Annotated in this window: 23 protein-coding genes; 17 read left to right on the top strand and 6 right to left on the bottom strand. The window is 71.5% G+C overall.

Features of this window, described 5'->3' with window-relative positions; translation table 11 throughout:
* Positions 1 to 18 precede the first annotated feature (18 nt).
* Complete coding sequence (locus ACUYMY_RS17335) at positions 19 to 2,037, top strand: ArnT family glycosyltransferase (protein ID WP_481704760.1); 2,019 nt, start codon at positions 19 to 21, stop codon at positions 2,035 to 2,037.
* A gap of 85 nt (positions 2,038 to 2,122) precedes the next feature.
* On the opposite strand, the gene ACUYMY_RS17330 is transcribed toward ACUYMY_RS17335, so the two are convergent.
* Positions 2,123 to 2,620, bottom strand: a complete 498-nt coding sequence (locus ACUYMY_RS17330; RefSeq protein ID WP_481704759.1) for a flavin reductase family protein — start codon at positions 2,618 to 2,620, stop codon at positions 2,123 to 2,125.
* A gap of 402 nt (positions 2,621 to 3,022) precedes the next feature.
* Here ACUYMY_RS17330 and pcaH point away from each other — a divergent pair, with 402 nt between their 5' ends.
* Genes pcaH through ACUYMY_RS17285 form a run of 9 tightly spaced genes read left to right on the top strand, consistent with a single transcriptional unit; the run spans position 3,023 to position 10,822 of the window.
* Positions 3,023 to 3,841 carry a protocatechuate 3,4-dioxygenase subunit beta gene (gene pcaH, locus ACUYMY_RS17325; RefSeq protein WP_481704758.1) on the top strand — a complete coding sequence of 273 codons (819 nt, stop codon included), beginning with the start codon at positions 3,023 to 3,025 and terminating at the stop codon, positions 3,839 to 3,841.
* Positions 3,834 to 4,403: a protocatechuate 3,4-dioxygenase subunit alpha gene (gene pcaG, locus ACUYMY_RS17320; protein ID WP_481704757.1), complete on the top strand. Its 570-nt coding sequence runs from the start codon at positions 3,834 to 3,836 to the stop codon at positions 4,401 to 4,403. Before pcaH ends, pcaG begins: the two co-directional genes overlap by 8 nt.
* Before the next feature lie 11 nt (positions 4,404 to 4,414).
* The gene (locus ACUYMY_RS17315) at positions 4,415 to 5,932 is read left to right on the top strand and encodes a lyase family protein (RefSeq protein WP_481704756.1); all 1,518 of its coding nucleotides are present in this window, start codon (positions 4,415 to 4,417) and stop codon (positions 5,930 to 5,932) included.
* 4 nt (positions 5,933 to 5,936) lie between these two features.
* Positions 5,937 to 6,788, top strand: coding sequence for an alpha/beta fold hydrolase (locus ACUYMY_RS17310; protein ID WP_481704755.1), 852 nt, complete (start codon positions 5,937 to 5,939; stop codon positions 6,786 to 6,788).
* A complete protein-coding gene (gene pcaC / locus ACUYMY_RS17305; RefSeq protein WP_481704754.1) occupies positions 6,785 to 7,288 on the top strand; it encodes a 4-carboxymuconolactone decarboxylase in 504 nt (167 codons plus the stop codon). Before ACUYMY_RS17310 ends, pcaC begins: the two co-directional genes overlap by 4 nt.
* Entirely contained in the window at positions 7,285 to 8,517 is a 1,233-nt protein-coding gene (locus ACUYMY_RS17300) for a thiolase family protein (protein WP_481704753.1), read from the top strand. The genes pcaC and ACUYMY_RS17300 overlap by 4 nt, the downstream gene beginning before the upstream one ends.
* A gap of 33 nt (positions 8,518 to 8,550) precedes the next feature.
* Positions 8,551 to 9,210, top strand: a complete 660-nt coding sequence (locus tag ACUYMY_RS17295) for a 3-oxoacid CoA-transferase subunit A (RefSeq protein ID WP_481704752.1) — start codon at positions 8,551 to 8,553, stop codon at positions 9,208 to 9,210.
* 4 nt (positions 9,211 to 9,214) lie between these two features.
* Entirely contained in the window at positions 9,215 to 9,937 is a 723-nt protein-coding gene (locus ACUYMY_RS17290) for a 3-oxoacid CoA-transferase subunit B (protein WP_481704751.1), read from the top strand.
* A gap of 60 nt (positions 9,938 to 9,997) precedes the next feature.
* Complete coding sequence (locus ACUYMY_RS17285; RefSeq protein ID WP_481705091.1) at positions 9,998 to 10,822, top strand: IclR family transcriptional regulator domain-containing protein; 825 nt, start codon at positions 9,998 to 10,000, stop codon at positions 10,820 to 10,822.
* A 256-nt stretch (positions 10,823 to 11,078) separates the two neighbouring features.
* Here ACUYMY_RS17285 and ilvD read toward each other — a convergent pair whose 3' ends face one another.
* Positions 11,079 to 12,962: a dihydroxy-acid dehydratase gene (gene ilvD, locus ACUYMY_RS17280; protein ID WP_481704750.1), complete on the bottom strand. Its 1,884-nt coding sequence runs from the start codon at positions 12,960 to 12,962 to the stop codon at positions 11,079 to 11,081.
* Between the two features lie 113 nt (positions 12,963 to 13,075).
* Between ilvD and ACUYMY_RS17275 the strand changes: the two genes are divergently transcribed.
* Positions 13,076 to 13,921 (top strand): helix-turn-helix transcriptional regulator, encoded by an 846-nt coding sequence (locus ACUYMY_RS17275; protein WP_481704749.1) that lies wholly within the window; start codon positions 13,076 to 13,078, stop codon positions 13,919 to 13,921.
* Positions 13,922 to 13,957: 36 nt separating this feature from the next.
* Here ACUYMY_RS17275 and ACUYMY_RS17270 read toward each other — a convergent pair whose 3' ends face one another.
* From ACUYMY_RS17270 to ACUYMY_RS17255, 4 genes are all read right to left on the bottom strand, one after another.
* Entirely contained in the window at positions 13,958 to 14,470 is a 513-nt protein-coding gene (locus tag ACUYMY_RS17270) for a DUF3592 domain-containing protein (protein ID WP_481704748.1), read from the bottom strand.
* Between the two features lie 159 nt (positions 14,471 to 14,629).
* Positions 14,630 to 15,379 carry a GAF and ANTAR domain-containing protein gene (locus ACUYMY_RS17265; RefSeq protein ID WP_481704747.1) on the bottom strand — a complete coding sequence of 250 codons (750 nt, stop codon included), beginning with the start codon at positions 15,377 to 15,379 and terminating at the stop codon, positions 14,630 to 14,632.
* A gap of 158 nt (positions 15,380 to 15,537) precedes the next feature.
* The gene (locus ACUYMY_RS17260) at positions 15,538 to 16,155 is read right to left on the bottom strand and encodes a HutD/Ves family protein (protein WP_481704746.1); all 618 of its coding nucleotides are present in this window, start codon (positions 16,153 to 16,155) and stop codon (positions 15,538 to 15,540) included.
* A gap of 123 nt (positions 16,156 to 16,278) precedes the next feature.
* Positions 16,279 to 17,517 (bottom strand): MFS transporter, encoded by a 1,239-nt coding sequence (locus tag ACUYMY_RS17255; RefSeq protein ID WP_481704745.1) that lies wholly within the window; start codon positions 17,515 to 17,517, stop codon positions 16,279 to 16,281.
* Between the two features lie 170 nt (positions 17,518 to 17,687).
* Between ACUYMY_RS17255 and ACUYMY_RS17250 the strand changes: the two genes are divergently transcribed.
* From ACUYMY_RS17250 to rlmN, 6 genes are all read left to right on the top strand, one after another.
* Positions 17,688 to 18,434 carry an IclR family transcriptional regulator gene (locus ACUYMY_RS17250; RefSeq protein ID WP_481704744.1) on the top strand — a complete coding sequence of 249 codons (747 nt, stop codon included), beginning with the start codon at positions 17,688 to 17,690 and terminating at the stop codon, positions 18,432 to 18,434.
* Between the two features lie 149 nt (positions 18,435 to 18,583).
* Positions 18,584 to 19,774, top strand: coding sequence for a 4-hydroxybenzoate 3-monooxygenase (locus tag ACUYMY_RS17245; protein WP_481704743.1), 1,191 nt, complete (start codon positions 18,584 to 18,586; stop codon positions 19,772 to 19,774).
* A 28-nt stretch (positions 19,775 to 19,802) separates the two neighbouring features.
* Positions 19,803 to 20,282 carry a carboxymuconolactone decarboxylase family protein gene (locus ACUYMY_RS17240; protein WP_481704742.1) on the top strand — a complete coding sequence of 160 codons (480 nt, stop codon included), beginning with the start codon at positions 19,803 to 19,805 and terminating at the stop codon, positions 20,280 to 20,282.
* Positions 20,283 to 20,505: 223 nt separating this feature from the next.
* The gene (locus ACUYMY_RS17235; protein ID WP_481704741.1) at positions 20,506 to 21,114 is read left to right on the top strand and encodes a PadR family transcriptional regulator; all 609 of its coding nucleotides are present in this window, start codon (positions 20,506 to 20,508) and stop codon (positions 21,112 to 21,114) included.
* A gap of 19 nt (positions 21,115 to 21,133) precedes the next feature.
* Positions 21,134 to 23,053 carry an ABC transporter ATP-binding protein gene (locus ACUYMY_RS17230; RefSeq protein WP_481704740.1) on the top strand — a complete coding sequence of 640 codons (1,920 nt, stop codon included), beginning with the start codon at positions 21,134 to 21,136 and terminating at the stop codon, positions 23,051 to 23,053.
* A gap of 103 nt (positions 23,054 to 23,156) precedes the next feature.
* Positions 23,157 to 24,368 (top strand): dual-specificity RNA methyltransferase RlmN, encoded by a 1,212-nt coding sequence (gene rlmN, locus ACUYMY_RS17225; RefSeq protein WP_481704739.1) that lies wholly within the window; start codon positions 23,157 to 23,159, stop codon positions 24,366 to 24,368.
* The last annotated feature ends 3 nt before the right edge of the window (positions 24,369 to 24,371 follow it).

Below are 24,371 nucleotides of genomic sequence, written 5' to 3'. Positions count from 1 at the left end.
GCAGACCGAAAGAAGGACATGACTGCCGACCTCGCCCGGGAGCCCCTGCGCCCCGTGGACAGCCCCGCCCACGCCGATGCCCGCCCTCGACGCGAGGCCGCGGCGCGGCCCCGGTGGGTCCGGCCCTCCGCCGCCGCCCTCCTCGTGGCCACGGGCCTGCTCTACCTGTGGAACCTCACCAACTCGGGCTACGCCAACAGCTTCTACGCCGCCGCCATCCAGGCCGGAACCAAGGACTGGACGGCCTGGTTCTTCGGCTCCCTCGACGCCGGCAACGCGATCACCGTGGACAAGCCGCCGGCCTCCCTGTGGATCCCCGGCCTGCTCGGCCGGGTCTTCGGCTTCAACTCCTTCACGATGCTCCTGCCCGAGGCCCTCATGGGCGTGGCCGCGGTCGCGCTGCTGTACGCGGCCGTGAAGCGGGTCGGCGGCCCGGCCGCGGGCCTCATGGCGGGGGCCGCGCTCGCGGCCACGCCCGTCGCGGCGCTCATGTTCCGGTTCAACAACCCCGATGCGATGCTGACCTTCCTCGTCGTCCTCGCCGGATACCTGACGGTGCGCGCGATCGAGAAGGCCGGCTGGACGTGGCTCGCTGCCGCCGGGGCCGCGATCGGGCTGGCCTTCCTGACCAAGATGCTCCAGGGCTTCATCGTGGTCCCGGGGCTCGCCCTCGCCTACCTGTGGGCCGCCCCGACCACCCTCGGCCGGCGCCTCGCGCATCTGGGCGCGGCCCTGGCCGGAATCGTGGCAGTCGCCGGCAGCTACGTCCTCGCCTTCCAGCTGACACCGGCCTCGGCGCGCCCGTACATGGCGGGCTCGCAGACCAACAGCTTCCTCGAGCTGACCTTCGGCTACAACGGCCTCCGGCGGATCTTCGGCGGCGGCAACGGTGATGCGGACTTTGCCGGCAGCGGCGACTTTGCCCGTGGTGCTGCCCAGGGCGGTGTGGACCCGGGGAGTGCTGAGGCCTTCGGGGGCCTGGGAGTGCATGGCGGGTTCGGGGGCTCGCCGGGGCTGACACGCATGTTCGGCCCCGCCTTCTGGCTCGAGATCTCGTGGCTGCTGCCCGCCGCACTCATCCTGCTCGCCGCCGGGCTCTGGTTCACGCGCCGCGCCCCGCGGACCGACCTGGTCCGCGCCTCCCTCGTGCTCTGGGGCGGCTGGACGCTGCTGACCGCGACGGTCTTCAGCTTCATGAGCGGCACGATCCACTCGTACTACTCCATCGAGCTCGCCCCGGGCATCGCCGCCCTCGTCGGCATCGGCGCCACCGAGCTCTGGAGGCGGCGCGCCGGCTGGCCCGCCCGGGCGACCCTCGCCGCCGTCGTGCTCGCCGCGGGCATCTGGAGCGGGATCCTGCTCGGCCGCGAGGAGACGTGGCTGCCGTGGCTCAAGGTCGTCGTCATCGCCCTGGGCGTCCTCGCGGCCCTCGGCCTGCTCGTGCGCTTCGACCGGCTCCGGCTCGGCGCCGTTGCCATCGCCGTGTCCGCGCTGCTCGCGGGGGGCCTCGGCTCCGCCGCCTACGCCGTGGCCACGGCATCGGTGGGCCATACCGGCTCCAGCCCCGCCTCGGGCCCCACCGGGGCGAGCGGCCTCGGCGCGATGGGTGCACGTGCAGGAATGACCGACGGCGGGACCCTCCCCAACGAGGGCTCGGGAGAGCGCGCCGGCGGTGCGCCCGGCGGGTTCGGTGGCGAGACCGCCTCGAACGCCGAGCTGAACGCGCTGCTGGCGTCCACCACCACCAAGTGGTCCGCCATCATCACGGGCGCGCCCTCCGCGGCGAGCCTCGAACTCGCGACGGGCACGAGTGTGATCGCCCTCGGCGGCTTCAGCGGCGGGGACCCGTACCCCAGCCTGGACCAGTTCAAGCAGATGGTGGCCGACGGGCAGATCGGCTACTTCATCGCCGGCGGCGGCATGGGCGGCATGCGCGGCGGCCCCGGCAGGAACTCCGAGATCGCGGCCTACGTCGCGGAGAACTACGAGGCGACCGCGGTCGGGGGCGCGACCGTCTACCGGCTCACGCCGCGGTAGGCCTCCTTCTGGGCTGCCGGCTCCCCGGCGGGCACGACGGCGGGTGCCGCCGCCCGCCGTCGTGCGCGCGGGGGTAGGCGCCCCCTCAGGCCAGCGGGCGGAAGGACGACTCGTGGTAGACGAGCGGGGCTGACGGCCCGACAGGGAGGCCCTTGACCTCGAGGACGACGATCTGATGGTCGCCCGCGGGGATCTCGGACCGGATCTCGCAGTCGAGCTGGACTGCTGCCCCCGCGATGAAGACGGCGCCCTGGTCGGTAAGCCTCGTGTCGATCCCGCCGAACCGGTCCCCGGTGCGTCGGGCCAGCTGGAGGCAGGCCGCGGCCTGGTCATGGGCCAGCACCGAGACGCCGAGCCGCGGGGCCAGACGCAGCCTGGGCCACGTCGTCGACGTGTTCTGGACGGCGAACGTGACGAGCGGCGGTTCGAGCGAGACGCCGACCGTGAACGACGAGGCGACGAGGCCGGCCTTCTGGCGTCCGTCGACGGCGGCGATCGCGACGACACCGGTCGGGAACCGTGCGAAGGCCTCCTTGACGTCTGCGGCGTCGAGTGTGGTGGCCTCTTCCATTGCTGCGGCCATGTGGGCCTCCCATCGGCATTCTCGGCTTCTGTGCTCTTGCCGGGAATTCTCGCGCGGGCTGCGGCGCGAGCCGAGGTGGATGACGGGCGAGGTCTCGCGATGTAGTCCCGTGACGTGTGCATGACGAAAGGCACGACGCCCCGCGGCGAATCGTTGCCTCGCGTGACTCCAGATCACCTGCGCGCCCATCCCCTCGAGGATTTCCGTTGAACGGAAGATCCATAGCCCCCACCGTGAGCCGCGGCCTACGCTGACAGGACCGCCCCGAACCCGCCCGGGCTCCTCATTGCGTTCGCATCGCGAACACTTGTGCAGAATGCGAACAGCGGTCTACCCTGAACGAGGATGCCGTGCCAAGCGCGGGGCAGTTGGCAATGAAGCAAGCAACCGTGAGGAGAGTCCATGGGCGAGCCCGTCAAGTCGTCGGACGCCGCGGCTGACAATCAGGCGATTGTCAGCCGCGAGATTCGGGACATCGAGGAGTCCTACAAGGCGTCGGTCGCAGCCGGCGCGCCCGCGGAGACGCAGCCGCGCGTCGACTACCCGCCCTACCGCAGCTCGATCCTGCGGCATCCCACCAAGAGCCTGCACCACGCGGACCCGGAGACCATCGAGCTCTTCAGCCCCGCGTTCGGCCACCAGGACGTGCACGAGCTCGAGTCGAACCTGACCATCCAGCACGGCGGCGAGCCGCTCGGGGAGCGCATGATCCTCAAGGGCAAGGTGCTCGACGGGGACGGGCGCCCCGTCGCGGGCCAGCTCGTGGAGATCTGGCAGGCCAACTCGGCCGGCCGCTACATCCACAAGCGCGACCAGCACCCGGCCCCGCTCGACCCGAACTTCACCGGCGTCGGCCGCTGCATCACTGGCCCCGACGGCTCGTACGAGTTCCTCACGATCAAGCCGGGCGCCTACCCGTGGAAGAACCACCTCAACGCGTGGCGCCCCGCGCACATCCACTTCAGCCTCTTCGGCACGGAGTTCACGCAGCGCATCGTGACTCAGATGTACTTCCCGGGCGACCAGCTCTTCCCGCTGGACCCGATCTACCAGTCGATCGTGGACCAGGACGCCCGCGACCGCCTCGTGGCGACGTACAACCACGACCTCACCTCGCCCGAGTGGGCTCTCGGCTACGAGTGGGACATCGTGCTCACCGGCCCGAAGCGGACGTGGACCGAGAACGAAGCCTACGGAGAGCAGGGCGAAGACCATGAGTGAGCAGGCACAGAAGCTGACCCCGACCCCCGGCCAGACCGTCGGCCCCTTCTTCGGCTACGCGCTGCCGTACGAGAAGGGCGGCGAGCTCCTGGCGCCCGGCACGCCCGGCAGCATCCGCCTCACCGGCACGGTCTACGACGGCAACGGCCAGCCGATCCCGGACGCGATCCTCGAGATCTGGCAGGCCGACGCCGAGGGCAACATCGTCAAGGAGACCGGCTCGCTCGTGCGGGACGGCTACACCTTCACGGGCTTCGGCCGCACGCCCGTCGGCAACACGGGCAAGTACACCTTCACGACGGTCAATCCGGGCCCGACCGAGCCCGGCAAGGCGCCGTTCATCGCGATGGCGGTCTTCGCCCGCGGCCTCATGAACCGCCTCTTCACCCGCGTGTACCTCCCCGAAGACGCCGAGGCCCTCGCGAACGACCCGCTCCTGTCCTCCCTCGAGCCGGCCCGCCGGAAGACCCTCGTCGCCGAGCGCCTCGCCGACGGCTCGCTGCACTTCGACGTGCGCCTCCAGGGCGAGGACGAGACCGTCTTCCTCGAGTTCCAGGGCTAGGGCTGGCCCGGATGACGACGGATCCCGCTGCCGGTGCCGACGGCGCCTTCGCGCACGCAGACCTCGCGCATGCCGACCTCGGCCTGCTCGCCCCGGTCTGGGCGGACCCGGCCGTGGCCGGCCCGACGGGCGACGCCGCGATCGCCGCCGCGTTGCTCGAGCTCGAGGCCGCCTGGGCCGAGACGCTCGAGTCCGCGGGGCTCGCGGTCGCGGGTGCCGGGCAGGCCGTGCGTCAGGCGGTCAAGGCTCTGCAGAACGCGCAGCACGGCCCAGCGCACGACGCCGGCCTGGTCGCCTTGGTCGCCCGGCTCGCCGAGGCGGCCCAGGGCGGCGGGAACCCGGTCATCCCCCTCGTGAAGGAGCTGCGGGACGCGGTCGCGTCCGCCGAGCCGAACGGCCCGGGCCCACGGTCCCTCTACACAGCAGCCGTGCACCAGGGCCTCACGAGCCAGGACGTCCTGGACTCGGCCCTCATGCTCGTCGCGCGGCGGGCCGTCGCGGGCATCGCGGCGGACCTCGGGGCGGCGGCCCACGGGCTCGCGGACCTCGCGGCCCGGCACCGCACGACCACTCAGGTGGCCCGGACCCTCGCCCAGCACTCGCTGCCCTCGAGCTTCGGGCTCAAGGCCGCGAACTGGCTCCAGGGCGTGATGCACGCGCAGGCCGGCCTCGGGGCGCTGCGCTTCCCCGTCCAGTGCGGGGGAGCGGCGGGCACCACTGCGTCCCTCGTCGCGCTCGGCGCCGAGCCGGCCGCGCTCGCCACGGACTGGGCGCACCGCGCGGGGCTCCACCCCGCCGTCGCCCCCTGGCAGACCTTCCGCGGCCCGGTCACGGACCTCGGGCGTGCGCTCGCGGCGGCCTGCACGGCGGCCGGCCACGTCGCGAACGACGTCATGCTCCTCTCGCGCCCCGAGATCGGCGAGCTCGGCGAGCCCCTCGCCGCCGGACGCGGCGTCTCCTCGGCCATGCCGCAGAAGCAGAACCCCGCGCTCTCGGCACTCATCCGCTCCGCCGCGCTCCAGGCCCCCGCGCACGCGATGCAGCTCGAGCTCGCCGCTGCCCTGAGCGAGGACGAGCGAACCGGCGGCGCATGGCATACCGAGTGGCCCGCCCTGCGCGCCGTCCTGCGACTCGCCGCCGGCGCGGCGGCCGCGCTGCGCGAGCTCGCCGAGGGCCTGCGGGTCTTCCCCGATCGTATGCGCGCCAACCTCGCCCTCTCGGGTCCGCTCCTGGTCAGCGAGCGCATCATGCTCGAGCTCGCCCCCCATGCCGAGGGCGGCCGCTCGGGCATCCAGTCCGCGGTCGACGCCGCGCTCGCGGCAGGGGCCGACGCCCCGGGCACTGCCGAGTCGGGCAGTGCCGAGCGCCAGGCGAGCGTCCTGCGCGAGCGGCTGCGCGCCGTCGTCCGCGAGGAGGACGTGAGTGACGCGCGGCTCGACGAGCTCCTCGACCCCGCCCACTACCAAGGCGACGCCGCCGGGATCGTGGACCGCATCCTCGCCCACTACGACCAGATGCAAGGGAAGTGACCAGATGAGCATGCCCATCATCAAGGCCGTGCGACTGAGCCCCCGGGAGCAGCTCGGCGAGCGGGAGCTCGTGGTGCTCGGGCCGTCCCTCGGCACGTCGACCGCGATGTGGGACGCCGCGGCGCGCCTGCTCGGCGGGGACTACGACATCCTCGGCTGGGACCTCCCGGGCCACGGGGTCTCCCCGGCCATGACCCCCGAGGACGCCGCCGCGCCCGGCGCGTTCACGCTCGCCGAGCTGGCCGAGGCCGTCGTCGCCCTCGTCGACTCGATCGTCCCGGGAACTGAGTCTTCACCTACGGCATTCCACTACGCCGGCGACTCCGTCGGCGGGGCCGTCGGCGCCGAGCTCGCGCTCGCGCACCCCGACCGGCTCCTGAGCCTCGCGATGCTGTGCTCCTCGCCCAGGTTCGGCGCCCCCGAGCCATGGAACGAGCGGGCCGACGCCGTCGCCGCCCAGGGCACCGCGATCCGCATCCAGCCCTCCGCCGAGGTCTGGTTCGCGCCCGGCTTCCTCGGCGAGCACCCGGCCGAGGGCTCGCGCCTCCTGCACGCCCTGCGCGACGCCGACCGCTTCGGCTACGCGGCCGTGTGCCGCGCCATCGCCCGCTACGACGTGCGCGAGCGCTTCGGCGAGATCGCCGTCCCGTTCCTCGCGATCGCCGGCGAGCACGACTCCGTGAGCCCCTCCTCGGACGCGCGGTGGATGGCCGAGCACGCCCAGGACGGCACTGCCGTCGAGCTCCCGGACGTCGCCCACATCGCCCCGACGGAGGATCCCGTGACGGTCGCGGACCTCCTGCGCACGCACTTCCGCGCGGCCGTCTCGCGCCGCGCCGAGGAGACTGCCCGATGAGCTTCCAGCAGCCAGTGAACTTCCAGCAGTCCGGCGAGAACTGGACGGACAACCCCCGCGCGGGCGCCGTCCAGCCCGACGCGACGCAGCGCGAGCTGTACGACGGCGGGATGGCCGTCCGGCGCGAGGTGCTCTCCGACGAGCACGTGGACCGTGCGAACGCGAACACCACCGAGTTCACGGCCGAGTTCCAGAACATGATCACCCGCATCGCGTGGGGCGGCATCTGGACCCGTCCCGGCCTGACCCGGCAGATGCGCTCGGTCGCCGTCCTGACCGCGATGATCGCGCACGGCCACTGGGAGGAGTTCGCGATGCACGTCCGCGCGGCCCTCCGGAACGGGCTCACGCGGGACGAGATCAAGGAGGTGATCCTGCAGTCGGCCATCTACTGCGGGGTGCCCTCCGCCAACACCGCCTTCAAGGTCGCCCAGCAGACGCTCGACCAGTTGGATTCAGACCAGGTGGATTCAGACCAGATTGATGAGGACCAGCAGTGACTGAAGCATTCGTCTACGACGCCATCCGCACGCCGTTCGGCAAGTTCGGCGGCGGGCTCGCCGGCGTCCGCCCCGATGACCTCGCCGCGCACGTCGTCCGCAGCATCGTCGACCGGGCTCCGGGCCTCACCGAGGACGCCCTGGAGAACGGTGCGATCGACGAGGTGGTCTTCGGCAACGCCAACGGCGCCGGCGAGGAGAACCGCAACGTGGGCCGCATGGCCACGCTGCTCGCGGGCCTCCCGGTCTCGATCCCCGGCACGACCGTCAACCGCCTGTGCGGCTCGTCCCTCGACGGGGCGATCATCGCCTCGCGCCAGATCGCGGTGGGCGACGCCGACGTCGTCCTCGTGGGCGGCGTCGAGTCCATGTCCCGCGCGCCATGGGTCCTGCCCAAGACGGAGAAGCCGTACCCCCCGGGGGACATGACGCTCGCCTCGACGACGCTCGGCTGGCGCCTCGTGAACCCGAACATGCCCCAGGAGTGGACCGTGTCCCTCGGCGAGGCCACGGAGCAGCTGCGCGAGCGGCACGCGATCGGCCGCGACCGCCAGGACGAGTTCGCCGCTCGCTCGCACAACCTCTCCGACGCCGCGTGGAACGAGGGCTTCTACGACACCCTCGTCGTCCCTGTGCCCGGCACCGAGCTCACGCGCGACGAGGGCATCCGCCCCGGCTCCTCGGCCGAGAAGCTCGCGGGCCTCAAGACCGTCTTCCGCCAGGACAACGGCGACCGATCCGGCACGACAGCGGGCGGCACCGTGACCGCGGGCAACGCCTCGCCCCTCTCCGACGGCGCCTCCGCCGTCCTCCTCGGCTCCGAGGCCGCGGCCGGGACGCTCGGCCTCGAGCCGATTGCGCGCATCGCGGGCCGCGGAGCGGCGGGCAACGAGCCGCAGTTCTTTGGATTCGCCCCGGTCGAGGCCGCCAACCGGGCCCTCGCCAAGGCGGGCATCGGCTGGGACCAGGTCGGCGCCGTCGAGCTCAACGAGGCCTTCGCCGCGCAGTCCCTCGCGTGCCTCGACGCGTGGAAGATCGACCCCGAGATCGTCAACCGCCACGGCGGCGCTATCGCGATGGGCCACCCGCTCGGCGCGTCCGGCGGCCGCATCCTCGGCACCCTCGCCCGCTCGCTCCAGGCCAGCGGTGAGCGCTGGGGCATCGCCGCCATCTGCATCGGCGTCGGCCAGGGGCTCGCCGTCGTGCTCGAGAACGTCACCGCGGCCTAGGTAGCCGCGGCCAAGTTAGGACAGGGACCAGGAATGCTGGAATTCAAGGACACCGTCGCGGAGGCCGTGGCGGGGATCGAGGACGGCTCCACCGTCATGATCGGCGGGTTCGGCAACGCCGGGCAGCCGTTCGAGCTCATCGACGCGCTCCTGCAGAGCGGCGCGACGGGCCTGACGGTCGTGAACAACAACGCCGGCCAGGCCGACGAGGGCCTCGCGCTCCTCATCAAGGAGGGCCGCGTGCGCAAGATGATCTGCTCGTTCCCCCGGCAGAGCGACTCGTGGCACTTCGACGCGAAGTACCGCGCCGGGGAGATCGAGCTCGAGCTCGTCCCGCAGGGCAACCTGGCCGAGCGCATCCGCGCCGCCGGCGCCGGGATCGGGGGCTTCTTCACTCCGACCGGCTACGGCACCATGCTCGCCGAGGGCAAGGAGACCCGCTTCCTCGACGGCAAGTGGCAGGTCTTCGAGACGCCGATCCACGCCGACGTCGCGCTCGTCAAGGCGCTCAAGGCCGACGGCAAGGGCAACCTCGTCTACCGCAAGACCGCCCGGAACTTCGGCCCGATCATGGCCGCCGCCGCGAAGCACACCATCGTGCAGGTCTCCGAGATCCTCCCCACCGGCGGGCTCGATCCGGAGAACGTGGTCACCCCCGGCATCTACGTCAACACGATCGTGAAGGTGGGCTGAAAGCATGAGCGAGCAGACGACGTCGAACATCACCTCCGCGGCGACTGCGCCTGGCGCTGTATCCCAGTCCAGCGCGGTGCCCCAGACTTCGGGCGCGCCCCTCGGTCGCGACGACCTGGCGCGGCTCGTCGCTCGGGACATCGCGCCGGGCTCGTTCGTGAACCTCGGGATCGGCCAGCCGACCCTCGTCTCGAACTACCTCACCGACGAGCAGGACATCACGCTCCACACCGAGAACGGCATGCTCGGCATGGGTCCGGTCGCGACCGGGGACCAGATCGACGAGGACCTCATCAACGCGGGCAAGATCCCCGTCACCGAGCTGCCCGGGGCGAGCTACTTCCACCACGCCGACTCGTTCGCGATCATGCGCGGAGGGCACCTCGACGTGTGCGTCCTCGGCGCGTTCCAGGTCTCCGCGGGCGGCGACCTCGCGAACTGGCACACCGGCGCGCCCGACGCGATCCCCGCCGTCGGCGGCGCGATGGACCTCGCGACCGGCGCGAAGGACGTCTACGTCATGATGACGCTGCTGACCAAGGACGGGAAGCCCAAGCTCGTGTCCGAGCTCACCTACCCCGTGACCGGTGTGGGCTGCGTGACGCGCGTGTACACGGACCAGGCCGTCTTCCTCATCACGGCCGACGGCGTGCGCGTGCGCGAGACCTTCGGCATCACCTTCGAGGAGCTCGCGGGGCTCATGGAGATCCCGCTGATCGCGGGCTGAGCAGCGCATCGGTGGTTGGATGGAGGGACTGTGACAGATCCAGACACGCCGGACCCCAGCCTGGGGCCGGTCGACTACGCCCACCCGCCGGTCCCGGTCGCGAGTGACCAGTTCGTGCAGTCGCTCGCGCGCGGGCTCGCCGTGATCCGGGCGTTCGATGCCCAGCACCCCGAGATGACCCTCTCGGAAGTCGCGGCGCGCACGTCGCTCACGCGGGCGACCGCGCGACGGTTCCTCCACACACTCGTCGGGCTCGGGTACGTGCGCACCGACGGGCGGGTCTTCGCGCTTGCGCCGCTCGTGCTCCAGCTCGGCTACGCGTACCTCTCGGGGCAGCGGCTGCCCGAGCTTGCCCAGCCCATCCTCGAGGAGCTCTCGCACCGGCACGGCGAGTCGACGTCGCTCGCGATCCTCGACGGAACCGACATTGTGTACCTCACCCGCATCCACACGCGCCGGATCATGACGGTCGGGATTTCGCCGGGGACGCGGTTCCCCGCGCATGCGACGTCGATGGGCCGTGTCCTGCTCGCGGGGCTCACCCCCGGCGAGCTCGAGGACTATTTCGCCCGCGCCGAGCTCGCGCCCTTGACGCCCCGGACGCTCACGTCGCGGGAGGCGATCGAGGCCGAGCTCGCGCGCGTGCGCGAGGCGGGCTACGCCGTCGTCGACCAGGAGCTCGAGGTGGGGCTGCGCTCCGTCGCCGTGCCCGTGCCAGGTTCGGACGGGCGCACCGTCGCGGCGATCAACGTCGCGCTCTCGGCGCGGCTCGACGGCGCCGGACACGCCGAGGAGCGCGACGCCGAGGTGGCGCGCCTCGTCCCCGAGCTGCGTGCGGCGGCGGCCTCCATCGCCGATGCCGCCCGGGCCGTCGGCGCCGTCTGAGCCCCCGCCGCCGCAGCCCGCCCAGCAAGAATCCGGGGTCACCTCTCAGCGTTGCGGGGTCACGTCTCAAGGATGCGGGGTCATCTCTCTAGAATTCCGCCCTCAGGCGCTAGAGACGTGACCCCGCATCGCAGGAAGGTGACCCCGCATCGCAGGAAGGGGACCCCGCATCGCAGGAAGGGGACCCCGCATCACAGGAACGTGACCCCGCATCGTGGGAAGGTGACCCCGCATCGTGGGCGGGGTTACCTTCTCGCTAGGCCACAGGCTGCGGGGACGTGATCCTCGTGAGGGAGTCGACGTCGCGCACGGCGCCCTTGTCCGCCGAGGTGGCCATCGCGGCGTAGGCGCGCAGCGCCGCCGACACCGGGCGCTCGCGGTTCGCCGGGTGGTAGCCGGTCGTGGCCTCGAGCCGCTCGCGGCGGGCGTCGAGCTCGGCCTGGTCCACGACGAGCTCCATCGAGCGGTTCGGGATGTCGATGCGGATGAGGTCGCCGTCCTCGACGAGGGCGATCGTGCCGCCCGAGGCCGCCTCGGGGGAGATGTGCCCGATCGAGAGGCCCGAGGTGCCGCCCGAGAAGCGGCCGTCGGTGATGAGCGCGCACTTCTTGCCGAGGCCGCGGCCCTTGAGGAACGAGGTCGGGTACAGCATCTCCTGCATGCCCGGCCCGCCCTTCGGCCCCTCGTACCGGATGACGACGACGTCGCCCTCCTTGACCGTCTTGTTCAGGATCTTCTCGACGGCCTCGTCCTGCGACTCGCACACGACCGCCGGGCCCTCGAAGGTCCAGATCGACTCATCGACGCCCGCGGTCTTCACGACCGCGCCGTCGACGGCGATGTTGCCGCGCAGCACGGCGAGGCCGCCGTCCTTCGAGTACGCGTGCCCGACCGAGCGGATGCAGCCGCCCTCGGCGTCGGTGTCGAGCGAGGTCCACTCGTTCGACTGCGAGAACGCCGTCGACGAGCGCTGGCCGCCCGGCGCGGCGTGCCACAGCTGCTGCGCCTCCTCGGTGGCCTTGCCGCCGCGGATGTCCCAGGCGTCGAGCCACGAGGTGAGGTCGGGGGAGTGGACCGAGTGCACGTCGCGGTGGAGCAGGCCGCCGCGGTCGAGCTCGCCGAGGAGCGCGGGGATGCCGCCCGCGCGGTGCACGTCCTCCATGTAGTACGTCTTGTCCTTCGCGACGTTCGGCGCGACCTTCGCGAGGCACGGCACGTTGCGGGACTTCGCGTCGATCTCTGCCAGGCCGTAGTCGACGCCGGCCTCCTGGGCCGCGGCGAGCAGGTGCAGGATCGTGTTCGTCGAGCCGCCCATCGCGATATCGAGGGCCATCGCGTTGTCGAAGGCCTTCGCGGTGGCGATCGACCGCGGCAGCACCGACTCGTCGTCGTGTGCGTAGTAGCGGGTGGCGAGGTCGACGACGGTCGCACCGGCGCGCTCGTAGAGCGCCTTGCGCGCGGTGTGGGTCGCGAGGACCGAGCCGTTGCCCGGGAGCGAGAGGCCGATGGCCTCGGTGAGGCAGTTCATCGAGTTGGCCGTGAACATGCCGGAGCACGAGCCGCACGTGGGGCACGCGTTCTGCTCGATGAGGTCGATGTCGGCGTCCGAGATCGACTCGTCGACGGCGTCGGCGATCGCGTTGACGAGGTCGAGTGAGCGGACGGAGCCGTCGGTGAGCGTCACCCGGCCGGCCTCCATGGGGCCGCCGGAGACGAACACCGTCGGGATGTTGAGCCGCATCGCGGCCATGAGCATGCCCGGGGTGATCTTGTCGCAGTTCGAGATGCAGACGAGGGCGTCGGCGCAGTGGGCGTTGACCATGTACTCGACCGAGTCGGCGATGAGGTCGCGCGAGGGCAGCGAGTAGAGCATGCCGCCGTGGCCCATGGCGATGCCGTCGTCGACGGCGATCGTATTGAACTCGCGCGGGACGGCGCCGGCCGCGAGGATCGCGTCCGAGACGATGCGGCCCACCGGGGCGAGGTGCGTGTGGCCGGGGACGAACTCGGTGAAGGAGTTGGCGACGGCGATGATCGGCTTCCCGATGTCGGAGTCGGCGACGCCGGACGCGCGCATCAGTGCGCGGGCGCCGGCCATGTTGCGGCCATGGGTCACGGTGCGGGAGCGAAGAGCTGGCATTGGACCAGAACATCACGCGCGCGCAGGGGGCTGCCAGTCTGCGTTGGTACTAGTAGTGAGAGTGCTAGCGTTGAGGGGTGGGCAGCGCGGGACCTGACGATCGGCTTGAGAGCGTGAGCGCCCTCGAGGACCGGCGCAAGGAGCTGGGCGCCTTCCTGCGGAAGCGCCGGGAGCGGCTCGTCCGCGCCGAGTACGATCTCCCTCCCGTGGGCCGCGGGCGCACGCTCGGGCTGCGCCGCGAGGAGGTCGCGTTCCTCTCCGGGGTCTCGGTCACCTGGTACACGTGGCTCGAGCAGGGCCGGGACATCAACCCCTCGCGCCAGGTGCTCGACGCCGTCGCGGTCAACCTCCGCCTGACCGCCCCCGAGCACGACTACATCCTGGGCCTGAGCGGCTTCGCCCCCGCCCCGCGGCAGGTGCCCGACGCCCCGGGGCCCGTCCCCGAGCACATCCAGCACCTGCTCGACGCCCTCGACCCCTCGCCGGCATTCGCCCTCACCTCGACGTGGGCCATCGGGGCCTGGAACCGCGGATACGAGGCGCTCTTCCCGGGCATCGCGACCGTCCCCGCCCGCGACCGCAACCTCCTTCGCCTGACCTTCACCGACCCCTACGTCCGCGGGATGCTCCCCGACTGGGAGGTGACGAGCCGCAGCTTCCTCGCCGACTACCGCGCCGAGGCCGGGTCGCACGCCGACCGTGCCGCGCACGTCGAGCTCATCACCAGGCTGCGGGAGGACAGCGAGGACTTCGCCCGGGTCTGGGACGACCACGAAGTGCGCCGCTTCGCCTCCCGCGCCCGGACGTTCCTGCACCCCCTCGCCGGGCGCCTCGACTTCGAGCAGCACCAGCTCGTCCCCTCCGACGCGCCCACCCTGCGCATCGTCGCCTATCTGCCCGCCCCGGGCACCGACATGGGCGAGCGCATGGCCAGGCTCGTCGCGGAGACGAGGGGGTAGAGGACCCTCCGGTTTCCCTCGCAAATCTGCGCGAGGCTACGCCTTCTCGGCAGCGGCCATGCGGCGCTTCCTCCTCCGGGAGATGGCCCGCGCGGTGACGGCCGCGGGTGCGACGATGCCGCACAGGACTGCGCCCGCTGCCCCTCCCCAGGCCCAGAGCTGCTGGTCTGACGTGCGCTCGAGCGTCGCCATGCCAGGAAGGGAGGGGTTGTACCGGACCGCCATCGCCTCCCCGGGACGCTTCTCGCAGGGGCCGTCATCGAGACCGCGGACCTTATAGGACGCTCCGGCCACGGTGTAGGAGACCATGAGCGAGCATTCGATGCGCGTGCGCTTGTTCCACGGCCTCCGCTCCTCCTCGACGCCAACGACCTGCCCCTGGACGCTCGCGAAGCCGGCCTGCGTGCGGAGGTTGGAGAAGGACGTCGCGGAGAGAAAGAGGAAGGCCGCCGCAATCATGAGGAGGACCAGCATCGCCTTGGCGTAGCCGCCATGGCTTCGGGCCTGGCTGCTGGTCCCGGCGCTGCGGCCGAGGATCGACGTCGACATGCGTCTGAACCTACCGACGTGCGCGAGCCTACGCCTGTCATGCCGCCGGACCTGTGGATAACCCGCACCCGGGGCGCGACGGACGACGGCGTGAACGCCTCGGGCGGGAGGCCGACGGCGGACGCCGGGGGGGCACGGCGTCGGGTACGGAGCCGGCGGCTAGCTGAAGCTCGTCGTCGGGTCCGATTCATCGAAGCGGGCCAGAACCGCGGCTGCGACGTCCCGCAGCTTGAGGTTCCGGTGGTTCGAGGCCTTCTTGAGCACCTCGATCGCCTGGGCCTGCGAGTAGCCGGACTGGGCCATGATGACGCCCGCGGCCAGGTTGATCGCCGTCCGGGACTCGAGGGCGGCGGCGAGGTCCGCGGACTTGTCGGTCTCGTTCTCGAACTTCACGGCGAGGTGCACGGCCTTCGAGACGAGGGCAGCGAGCTCCTCGGCCCGGGCCTGGAGCCGGGGCGGGAAGCCGTCGACGGCGGAGCTGTAGCAGTTGAGCGCCGCCTCGGCCTTCGAGCTCGCCGGCAAGGGGATGGGGGCGGCGAAGACCGAGCGCAGGTCGGAGTCCGAGAGGGCAGCGGCATACCGCGGATAGCGCCGATCGGTCTGGAGGTGGGGGACGTAGACGGGCTTCTGCGTCGCGACCGCCTCCGTGCAGGGGCCCTGGCCGCTCGCATACTGGCGCTCGTCCATGGAGGTCGCGATGGCGTCGCTGCTGCCCACCGTTTCCCGGCGGTTCTTGCGCCCCACCGTCACGCTGCAGTGGACGCTGCCCGCGGAGTCGGACTCCTCGGAGAGGTCACGGGCGGCGATCTCCGAGACCCGCGTCAGGAAGGCCGCGAGATCCGTGCTGTCGAGGAGCAGGTCCAGCAGAATCTCTGGACCGGATCCGTCCAGATGTGGACTCTCCGCCATCGCACCTGCCTCCACGGGGGGAACGGTGGGGATTCGCGCCCCAGCCCTCTGGTCCTGTCCAACCATCTCGTCCATGGCGGTGCCTCCCTGAAATGGTGCGAACGGAGTCGATGCATTCCCCAGATTACGCCGTGCTCGACGCGGCGCTACCGTGCCTTCTAGGACTCCGGATCCGAGGACGAATCGCCCTCGGCCTCGAGCGACACGACGGCGAAGAAGCCCCGTCCCGTCACGAGCGGGGAGGGCTCACCCCCGAGGACGGTGTCGTACCGCCCAAGGCGAGTGCCGCCGTCGTCCGCCCCGCCTGCCCTCTCCGAGTCGACAGCATCGGTGACGACGGCGTCTCCCTGGAGGAGGACGCCGAGCTGGCCCGCCGCGAGCGGGAGGGGGCGCTTCTTGGAGAGCTCGAGGATCGTCACGTACCCCGCGAAGGCGCCGCGGCGGGTGATGAGGTTGAGGTCGCGGATCGAGCCGGTGGGCAGGACCGCGCTCGCGGGGGCGCCGCCGTCGAACCTGAAGGGGCGGTAGCGCTCGAGCCCGTGCTCGCGGCCGTCCACGGTCAGGACCATGAGCTCGCCCTCGATCACGGTGAGGACGCGGTCCATGCCCTCGAACGCGGAGAAGTCCCCGGCCCGCTCGACGTCCGCGATGCTCAGCCGCCAGCCCCAGTCCTCACCGGAGCCGCCCGGGCCGCTCGCGATCTCGACCGTGGTGCCGCCGCCGTTGCGCCAGCGCGTGGGAGTCAAGTCGGAGAAGCGGATGATGTGCGCAGCCATGGGCGTCCCTTCCGTCGGTCCTCCAAGGCTACGCGTGGGAAACTGCACAACTCGCGGCGTCTGGGGGCCGAAGACCCGGCCGAGGACCCGCGAGTTGTGCAGTTTCGTGCAGGTTAGGGGCCGTCAGAGGTCCCTGCGCCCCGGGACGACGTGCGGGACGGCGACGAGGGCCAGGACGGCGAGCACCGCCGCGACCGCGAAGACGTAGAAGCCCCACGGGTAGGCGATGCCGAGCGCGACGAGCGTGCCCGTCACCGCCGGGCCGAGGATGGCGCCGATGCGGCCGACGCCGGCGGAGAAGCCGAGCGCCGTCCCGCGCAGGTGGGCCGGGAAGATCTGCCCGACCCACGCGTAGACGAGCACCTGGGCGCTGAAGACGAACACGCCCGTGACGAAGACGGCGGCGTTGAGCAGGAGCTCGTTCTGCATCTTGATGCTCAGGACGGCCAGGAACGCCGCCGAGAGGCCGAACCACAGCAGGACGATCCGCTTGGTCCCATGCTTGTCCGCGAGCCAGCCCGCGAGGACGAGGCCCGCGACGGCGCCGACGTTGAGCACGAGCAGGAGCGTGAGGGACGAGCTGAGCGAGTAGCCCGCCGAGCCCATGAGGGTCGGAAGCCACGTGTTGAGGCCGTACACGAGCAGGAGGCCCATGAAGGAGGCCACCGCGATGCCCAGCGCCACGAGGGGATAGGGCTTCTGCACCAGGGCGCGGAACCCGAAGGACCGTGCCTCCTCAGCGACCTCGGCCGGCTCGAGGGTGCCCTCGGGGGCGGCCTGGGAGGGCAGCGACTCGGGGAGCTTGACCCACAGGAACGGGAGCAGCGCTAGGCCAGCGACGCCGCCGATGATGAACATGAGCCGCCAGTCCGGGATCACGAGCAGGGCGAGGAACGCCGTCGCGACGGCGCCCACGTGGTAGCCCGTCATGGTCCGGGTCGTGGCGCTCGCGCCGGAGCCGGGGCGGGCGTAGTCGTTCATGTAGGCGAGGGCGGCGGGGAGGCACGCGCCGAGGCCGGCGCCCGCGAGCAGGCGGAAGACGCCGAACACGGCCACGTTGGGGGCCACGGCCACGGCCAGGGTGAAGAGCGAGAACCACGCGACGCACGCGATGAGCAGGCGGCGCCGGCCGAACCGGTCCGAGAGCGGGGCGATGAAGAGCGCCCCGAGCCCGACGCCGACGAGGGAGATCGTCGCGGCGAACGTCGCGCCGACGGCGTCGAAGCCGAGGTCCTGCGTCCTGATGAGGGTGGGGATGACGGTGCCGAGGACCACGAGGTCGAAGCCGTCGAGGACCATCGCGAGCCAGCAGAGCCAGACGGGCCATTGGGATCGTTGCTTGGAGGAGAGGGGCGTCGTCATCGACATGGGGACCTCGGGGGTTGGGTGGAGCTGCGGGACGCTCATTCGGTGGCGGCCCAGTACGTGAGAGTTGTATCACCGGCGCCTATGGTGCGCGACACGTGTAACCATTGAATGGAATCTCAATCCGATCTGTCGTGGGCGGCAGGGACCAGCAGCAAGGGAGCGCGATGGCCAACTCAGCGTCCGGGGACTCGGTGGTGGACCGCATCGTGCGGATCCTCGAGGCGTTCCCCGAGGGGATCAGCTCGCTGCCGCTGGGGGAGCTCGCCGAGCGCGCGGGCCTGCCGCTCACGAGCGCGCACCGGATCGTCAAGCAGCTCGCCGAGCACCGGCTCCTCGAGCAGGCGCCGGGCGGGAAGGTCCAGCTCGGGCTGCGTCTGTGGGAGCTCGTGAACCGCAACTCGCCCACGCTCGTCCTGCGCCAGGCGGCGCTGCCGTTCATGGACGACATCCACCAGGTGCTCAACCAGAACGTCAACCTCGCCGTGCTCCAGGGCGACGACGTGCTCTTCGTCGAGCGGCTCTCCCGCCGCGGGTCCGTGGCCAACCGGGCGAAGGTCGCGGGCCGCATGCCCGTGCACATCTCCTCGGCCGGGATCGCGCTCATGTCCGCACAGCCGCCCCACGTCCAGGCCGGCTACCTCGGGCGCTTCCGCGACCCGGTGGGCAAGACGACGACCGAGCACGTCCGCCAGCTCCTCGCCGCCGCCTCGGCGCAGGGCTACGCGGAGCTCGCCGGCGTCGTCGACCCGGACACGTGGGGCATCGCCGTCCCCGTGCACGACCGCCAGCGCCGCCCGGTGGCGGCGATCGGCGTCGTCGTGCCCCTCGCCGAGGTCCGGATCCCGCAGATCGTGCCCGCGCTGCGGACGGCGGCCCGGGGGATCGGTCGCCAGCTCGGCGCGCCGGCGTAGCACGCTCTCGATTTCAGGCCGGGATTCCGTTCAACGGTATTCCGGTTCTGCCAGGGGACGCGCCGCGCCACACTCGAAGCAGCCGCGCCGCCCCGGGAAGCTCCTGGCCCCGGGCCGGCGAGAAACCACCGCCAACGTAAGGAACGATCATGGGCGATCGCACCGTCATCACCACCCAGGTGGCCATCATGGGCGCAGGCCCCGCGGGCCTCATGCTCTCCCACCTCCTCGCGCAGTCTGGCATCGAGAACACCGTCGTCGAGATCCGCTCCCGCGCCGACATCAGCGCGACGATCCGCGCGGGCATCCTCGAGGCGGGCAGCGTGGACCTCCTTGTCGACTCGGGCGTGGACAACGTGCTCCGCAACGGCCACGAGCACGAGGGCACCGAGTTCCGCATCAACGGCGAGGGCCACCGCATCGACTTCAAGCACCTCGTGGGCCAGTCCGTGTGGCTCTACCCGCAGAACGACGTCTTCGACGACCTCTCCGCCCGTCGCGAGGCCGACGGCGGGGACGTCCGCTACTCGTGCTCCGACGTCTCCACGGCTGACCTCACGGGCCAGCCGAGGGTCTTCTTCACCGACGGGAACGGCGAGCGGTTCGAGCTGCGCGCCCAGATCCTCGTCGGCGCCGACGGCTCGCGCAGCCACTGCCGCTTCCAGATCCCCGAGAGCGAGCGGACCTGGTACTTCAACGAGTATCCCTTCGCGTGGTTCGGCATCCTCGCCGAGGCTCCGCGCAGCGCCCCTGAGCTCATCTACGCCAACTCGGACGCCGGCTTCGCGCTCATCAGCCAGCGCACCGACACCGTCCAGCGCATGTACTTCCAGTGCGACCCGAAGACCAGCGCCGCGGACTGGTCCGACGAGCAGATCTGGGAGCAGCTGCGTGCCCGCGTCAACGGCAACGGCTTCGAGCTCAAGGAGGGGCCGGTCCTGGACAAGATGGTCCTGCCGTTCCGCTCGTTCGTGAACGCGCCGATGCGGTACGGGAACCTCTTCCTCGCAGGCGACGCCGCGCACACCGTCCCGCCGACCGGCGCCAAGGGCCTCAACCTCGCGCTGCACGACGTGCGGCTGCTCTTCGAGGGCCTCGACTCGTTCTTCACGACCGGCTCGTCCGCCCTCCTGGACTCCTACTCGGACCGGGCCCTGGACCGAGTGTGGAAGGCGCAGAACTTCTCCTACTGGATGACGACGCTCCTGCACACCGTCCCGACCGAGGAGAACCACGCGTTCTTCCGCGCCCGCCAGCTCGGCGAGCTCCGCTCCCTCCTCGGGTCCGAGCACGGCCGCGCCTACATCGCCGAGTGCTACACGGGCTGGCAGACGAAGTAGGCCCCGGAGCCCGTGCGATGATGCCCGGGTGAGCCACAACGAGCGCGACCCCGAGGACACGCCCGCCTTCTACCTCGACAAGTCCAACCCGCCGATCTGGAAGGCGCTCAACGCGCTCGCCCTCGCCGTGCGGAAGGCGACGGACGACGCCGGGCTGCCGCGCGGCGTCGTCGAACTCGCCTCGGTGCGCATCTCCCAGATCAACGGGTGCGCGTACTGCCTGGACCTGCACGGGCGGCTCGCGGTCGAGGCCGGAGTGCCCGAGCGGAAGCTGCACGTGCTGCCCGCGTGGCGCGAGGCCGGGATCTTCACGGTGCTCGAGCGGGCCGCGCTCGACGTCGCCGAGGCAGTCACGCTCCTGCCCGACGACGAGGTGCGGATCGAGGCGCTGGCCCGCGCGAGGGCCGAGCTCGGGGACGAGCGCTACGCCGCCCTCTCGTGGGCGGCGATCTCGATGAACGCGTTCAACCGGGTCTCGATCGTGAGCCGCCACAAGGTCACGCCGTAGCCCACGCCCGCCGGCATCTGCTGCCCTGGGCCGCTTCTCCTTGGTGAATTCATTCAGGAGAAGCGGCCCAGGGCAGCCGATATTTAAGGGCAGCGTCAGCCTATTGTTCTCCGACATTCAGCGATATATCGTTAAGTGTCGGTTCCGCTCTGAGCCGACTGATGCGACCATCGATCAGGAGGACGCCATGTGCGGAGACCCGCGGCACCATCATCATGAATCAATGCACCACCACGACGGGCCCCGCCGTCCGGGCGGACGCGGCTTCGGCCCGGGGGGGCCGGGCGGCTTCCCGGGCTTCGCCCCCGGGTTCGGCGGCCACGGCTTCGGGCCCGGCCCCGGGGGACACATGGGCCACGGCTTCCCGCCCGGCTTCGGCCCGCGCGGCGGCCGCCGGGCGAGCCGCGGCGACGTCCGGGCCATGGTCCTCTCGCTCCTCGCCGAGCAGCCCCTCACGGGCTACGGGATCATCCAGGCCGCGAGCGCCAAGACCAACGGCGCGTGGCGGCCCAGCCCCGGCTCCGTGTACCCGACGCTGGCCCAGCTCGTCGACGAGGAGCTCGTCGAGCAGGCGGGGGAGGGCAAGCGCACCGAGTACGCCCTCACGGACGCGGGCCGCGAGTACGTCGCGGACCACGCCGAGGACCTCACGAAGGCCTGGGACGCCGCCCCCGGAAGAAGTGAGGCCACTGAGGCGTTCATGGAGAGCGTGGGGAAGTTCATGGGCGTCCTGCACCAGTTCCGCACCGCGGCGACGGACGAGCAGCGCGCCCAGGCGGCCGCGAGGATCGACGAGGCCCGCAAGGCCCTGTACCTGATCCTCGCGGAATAGCCCCCAGTCAGGAGAAGCCATGTCCATGCACCCACCCGGGCGACCCCCCGCCGTCGTGCGCGGCGGGCGCATTGGATCAGGCGACGTCGCGCTGCAGAAGAAGCTCAACGCCGAGGCGCCGAAGATCCCCCACCTGCTGGGGCGGATCGCCGAGCTGTTCCGCCCGCACCGCGGGGCGCTCGCGCTCACGGTCGTGCTGGTCCTCGCGGGGGCGGCGCTCTCGGTGGCGCCGCCGCTGCTCACCCAGCGCATCTTCGACGACGGGCTCTTCCCCCCGGCCGGCGGGCCGGACATCGGCACGCTCGTCGAGCTCGTGGGCCTCATGGTCGGGGCGTACGTGCTGTCCGCGCTGCTCGGGGTCTGGCAGACGTACCTGACCTCGACCGTCGGGAACGAGGTGATGGGCGCGCTGCGCGTGCGGCTCTTCAGCCACCTGCAGTCCATGGAGCTGAGCTTCTTCACGCGCACCAAGACGGGCGTGATCCAGTCGCGGCTGCAGAACGACGTCGGCGGGGTCGCCGGGGTGCTCTCGAACACCGTCTCCGGGGTGGTCGGCAACATCGTGACGGTCATCGCGGCGTTCGTCGCGATGGTGGCGCTCAACTGGCAGCTGACGCTCATCGCCGTCGTCCTCATGCCGTTCCTCGTCGTCGCACAGCGGCGCGTCGGGCAGGTCCGCGCGCGGATCGCGACGAAGACCCAGGAGTCCCTCTCCGACATGACCGCGATCACGCAGGAGTCCCTGAGCGTCTCGGGGATCCTGCTGTCGAAGAGCTTCAACCGGCAGCCCGACGAGATCGCGCGGTACTCGAAGGAGAACGAGAACCTCGTCCGGCTGCAGGTGCGCCAGACCATGAGCGGGCAGTACTTCTTCGCGCTCGTGACGATCTTCATGTCCTCGATCCCCGCGATCGTGTACCTCGTCGCGGGGTGGCTGCTGACCGGCGGGGCGGGGCCGGCCGGGGGCGGGCCCGGCGCGATCACCGCCGGAACCATCGTGGCCTTCACGACCGTCCAGGCCCGGCTCCTGTTCCCGCTCATCGGGCTCATGCGCGTGGCCCTGGACCTCCAGACGTCCGGCGCGCTGTTCGCGCGCATCTTCGAGTACCTCGACCTGCGCCCCGCGATCGCGGACGCGCCGGACGCCGAACCCCTCCCCGACGATGCGCCTCGCCTCGGCGAGGTCGCGTTCGAGCACGTGACGTTCCGGTACCCCGACGCCCGCGGCGAGGAGCGCGCCACCCTCGAGGACGTCTCCTTCACGATCGAGCCGGGGCAGTACGCCGCGTTCGTCGGCCCGAGCGGGGCCGGGAAGACCACGGTCTCCTACCTCATCCCGCGGTTCTACGAGGCGAGCTCGGGGTCGGTGCGCTTCGCCGGGCGGGATGTGAGGGAGATCCAGCGCGAGTCGCTCGTGGCCCACATCGGCGTCGTGAGCCAGGAGACCTACCTGTTCCACGCGACGATCGCCGAGAACCTGCGGTATGCGAAGCCCGGCGCGACCCTCGAGGAGCTCGAGGCCGCGGCCCGCGCCGCGAACATCCACCACACGATCGCCTCCTTCCCCGATGGCTACGACACGGTCGTGGGGGAGCGCGGCTACCGGCTCTCCGGCGGGGAGAAGCAGCGCATCGCGATCGCCCGCGTGCTGCTCAAGGACCCCGAGGTCCTCATCCTCGACGAGGCCACGAGCGCGCTCGACACGGTCTCCGAGCGCGTCGTCCAGCGGGCCCTCGACGCCGCCTCGCACGGCCGGACCACGATCGCGATCGCGCACCGCCTCTCGACGGTGGTCGGCGCGGACGTGATCTACGTGGTCGACGGCGGGCGGATCGTCGAGCGCGGCACGCACGCCGGGCTCCTCGCTGCCGGCGGGGTCTACGCGAGGCTCCATGCGGAGCAGTCGGCGGCGCCCTCCCCGGCCCGGGGGATCGCCTGACCCTGCGCGCCGCCTTCGTGTGCACCGGCCCGAAACCCGCGGGAGAGCGGAATCATAGTCTTCGATTCCGGAAACCCCAAACGGCCATGGGATGATGGACAGGATGACTTCTCGCCCCAGCACTCCCGACACCCAGTCCGAGGCCACCCGCGCGCAGGTCCTGCCCCAGACCGAGGGCTGGGAGCAGCAGCGCACCCCCGAGGGCCGCCCGCTCCTGCAGTTCGCGTCCCCGCGCGTCAAGCAGCCTCCGCAGCACCTCGCGGACCTGAGCCTCGCGGAGCGCCAGGCGAAGCTCAAGGAGCTGGGCCTGCCCGCGTTCCGCGCCAAGCAGCTGAGCACCCACTACTTCCAGCACTGGACCACCGACCCCGAGCGCATGAGCGACCTGCCCAAGGCCGGCCGCGAGGAGCTCGTCGGCGAACTCTTCCCGCCGCTGCTCACCGAGGTCCGTCGCCTCAAGACCGACGACGGCAACACGATCAAGTTCCTCTGGCGCCTCTTCGACGGCGCGCTCGTCGAGTCCGTCCTCATGCGCTACCCCGGGCGCATCACCCTCTGCGTGTCCTCGCAGGCCGGCTGCGGCATGAACTGCCCGTTCTGCGCGACCGGCCAGGCCGGCCTGACCCGCAACATGTCCACGGCGGAGATCGTGGACCAGGTCGTCGCGGCGAACCGTCTGATCGCGGCCGGAGAGCTGGGCGAGCGGGAGCACGACGACGAGCGCGTCACCAACATCGTCTTCATGGGCATGGGCGAGCCGCTCGCGAACTACAAGCGCGTCATGGCCGCCGTGCACCGCTTCGTCGACCCGGCCCCCGAGGGCCTGGGCATGAGCGCGCGCAACATCACGGTCTCGACCGTCGGCCTCGTCCCCGCGATCCGCAAGCTCGCCGACGAGGACCTGCCGGTCACCTTCGCGCTGTCCCTCCACGCGCCGGACGACGAGCTGCGCGACGAGCTCATCCCGGTCAACACGCGCTGGAAGGTCGACGAGGCACTCGACGCCGCCTACGACTACTTCAAGAAGACCGGCCGCCGCGTGAGCATCGAGTACGCGCTCATCAAGGACATGAACGACCACGCGTGGCGCGCCGACCTGCTCGCGAAGAAGCTCAACCAGCGCGGCCGGGGCTGGGTCCACGTCAACCCGATCCCGCTCAACCCGACCCCGGGCTCGATCTGGACGGCGTCCGAGCGCGAGGTCGCGCAGGAGTTCATCGAGCGCCTCCGCGCCGCGGGCATCCCGACGACGCTGCGCGACACGCGCGGCAAGGAGATCGACGGCGCCTGCGGGCAGCTGGCCGCGGCGGAATAGGCG

It is taken from the genome of Sinomonas sp. T428B, from assembly GCF_056780155.1.
The sequence above is the reverse complement of the archived record's forward strand: the minus strand, read 5'-3'. Positions and strand labels throughout refer to the sequence as shown.

What these genes read in the sequence shown, in the direction of transcription:
- ACUYMY_RS17265 (WP_481704747.1), bottom strand. Translation starts at nt 15,379, where the DNA reads ATGGCGGAGAGTCCACATCTGGACGGATCCGGTCCAGAGATTCTGCTG.
- pcaC (WP_481704754.1), top strand. Translation starts at nt 6,785, where the DNA reads ATGAGCTTCCAGCAGCCAGTGAACTTCCAGCAGTCCGGCGAGAACTGG.
- ACUYMY_RS17295 (WP_481704752.1), top strand. Translation starts at nt 8,551, where the DNA reads ATGCTGGAATTCAAGGACACCGTCGCGGAGGCCGTGGCGGGGATCGAG.
- ACUYMY_RS17290 (WP_481704751.1), top strand. Translation starts at nt 9,215, where the DNA reads ATGAGCGAGCAGACGACGTCGAACATCACCTCCGCGGCGACTGCGCCT.
- ACUYMY_RS17260 (WP_481704746.1), bottom strand. Translation starts at nt 16,155, where the DNA reads ATGGCTGCGCACATCATCCGCTTCTCCGACTTGACTCCCACGCGCTGG.
- pcaG (WP_481704757.1), top strand. Translation starts at nt 3,834, where the DNA reads ATGAGTGAGCAGGCACAGAAGCTGACCCCGACCCCCGGCCAGACCGTC.
- pcaH (WP_481704758.1), top strand. Translation starts at nt 3,023, where the DNA reads ATGGGCGAGCCCGTCAAGTCGTCGGACGCCGCGGCTGACAATCAGGCG.
- ACUYMY_RS17250 (WP_481704744.1), top strand. Translation starts at nt 17,688, where the DNA reads ATGGCCAACTCAGCGTCCGGGGACTCGGTGGTGGACCGCATCGTGCGG.
- ACUYMY_RS17310 (WP_481704755.1), top strand. Translation starts at nt 5,937, where the DNA reads ATGAGCATGCCCATCATCAAGGCCGTGCGACTGAGCCCCCGGGAGCAG.
- ACUYMY_RS17330 (WP_481704759.1), bottom strand. Translation starts at nt 2,620, where the DNA reads ATGGCCGCAGCAATGGAAGAGGCCACCACACTCGACGCCGCAGACGTC.
- ACUYMY_RS17255 (WP_481704745.1), bottom strand. Translation starts at nt 17,517, where the DNA reads ATGACGACGCCCCTCTCCTCCAAGCAACGATCCCAATGGCCCGTCTGG.
- ACUYMY_RS17230 (WP_481704740.1), top strand. Translation starts at nt 21,134, where the DNA reads ATGTCCATGCACCCACCCGGGCGACCCCCCGCCGTCGTGCGCGGCGGG.
- ACUYMY_RS17235 (WP_481704741.1), top strand. Translation starts at nt 20,506, where the DNA reads ATGCACCACCACGACGGGCCCCGCCGTCCGGGCGGACGCGGCTTCGGC.
- ACUYMY_RS17245 (WP_481704743.1), top strand. Translation starts at nt 18,584, where the DNA reads ATGGGCGATCGCACCGTCATCACCACCCAGGTGGCCATCATGGGCGCA.
- ACUYMY_RS17335 (WP_481704760.1), top strand. Translation starts at nt 19, where the DNA reads ATGACTGCCGACCTCGCCCGGGAGCCCCTGCGCCCCGTGGACAGCCCC.
- ilvD (WP_481704750.1), bottom strand. Translation starts at nt 12,962, where the DNA reads ATGCCAGCTCTTCGCTCCCGCACCGTGACCCATGGCCGCAACATGGCC.
- rlmN (WP_481704739.1), top strand. Translation starts at nt 23,157, where the DNA reads ATGACTTCTCGCCCCAGCACTCCCGACACCCAGTCCGAGGCCACCCGC.
- ACUYMY_RS17315 (WP_481704756.1), top strand. Translation starts at nt 4,415, where the DNA reads ATGACGACGGATCCCGCTGCCGGTGCCGACGGCGCCTTCGCGCACGCA.
- ACUYMY_RS17270 (WP_481704748.1), bottom strand. Translation starts at nt 14,470, where the DNA reads ATGTCGACGTCGATCCTCGGCCGCAGCGCCGGGACCAGCAGCCAGGCC.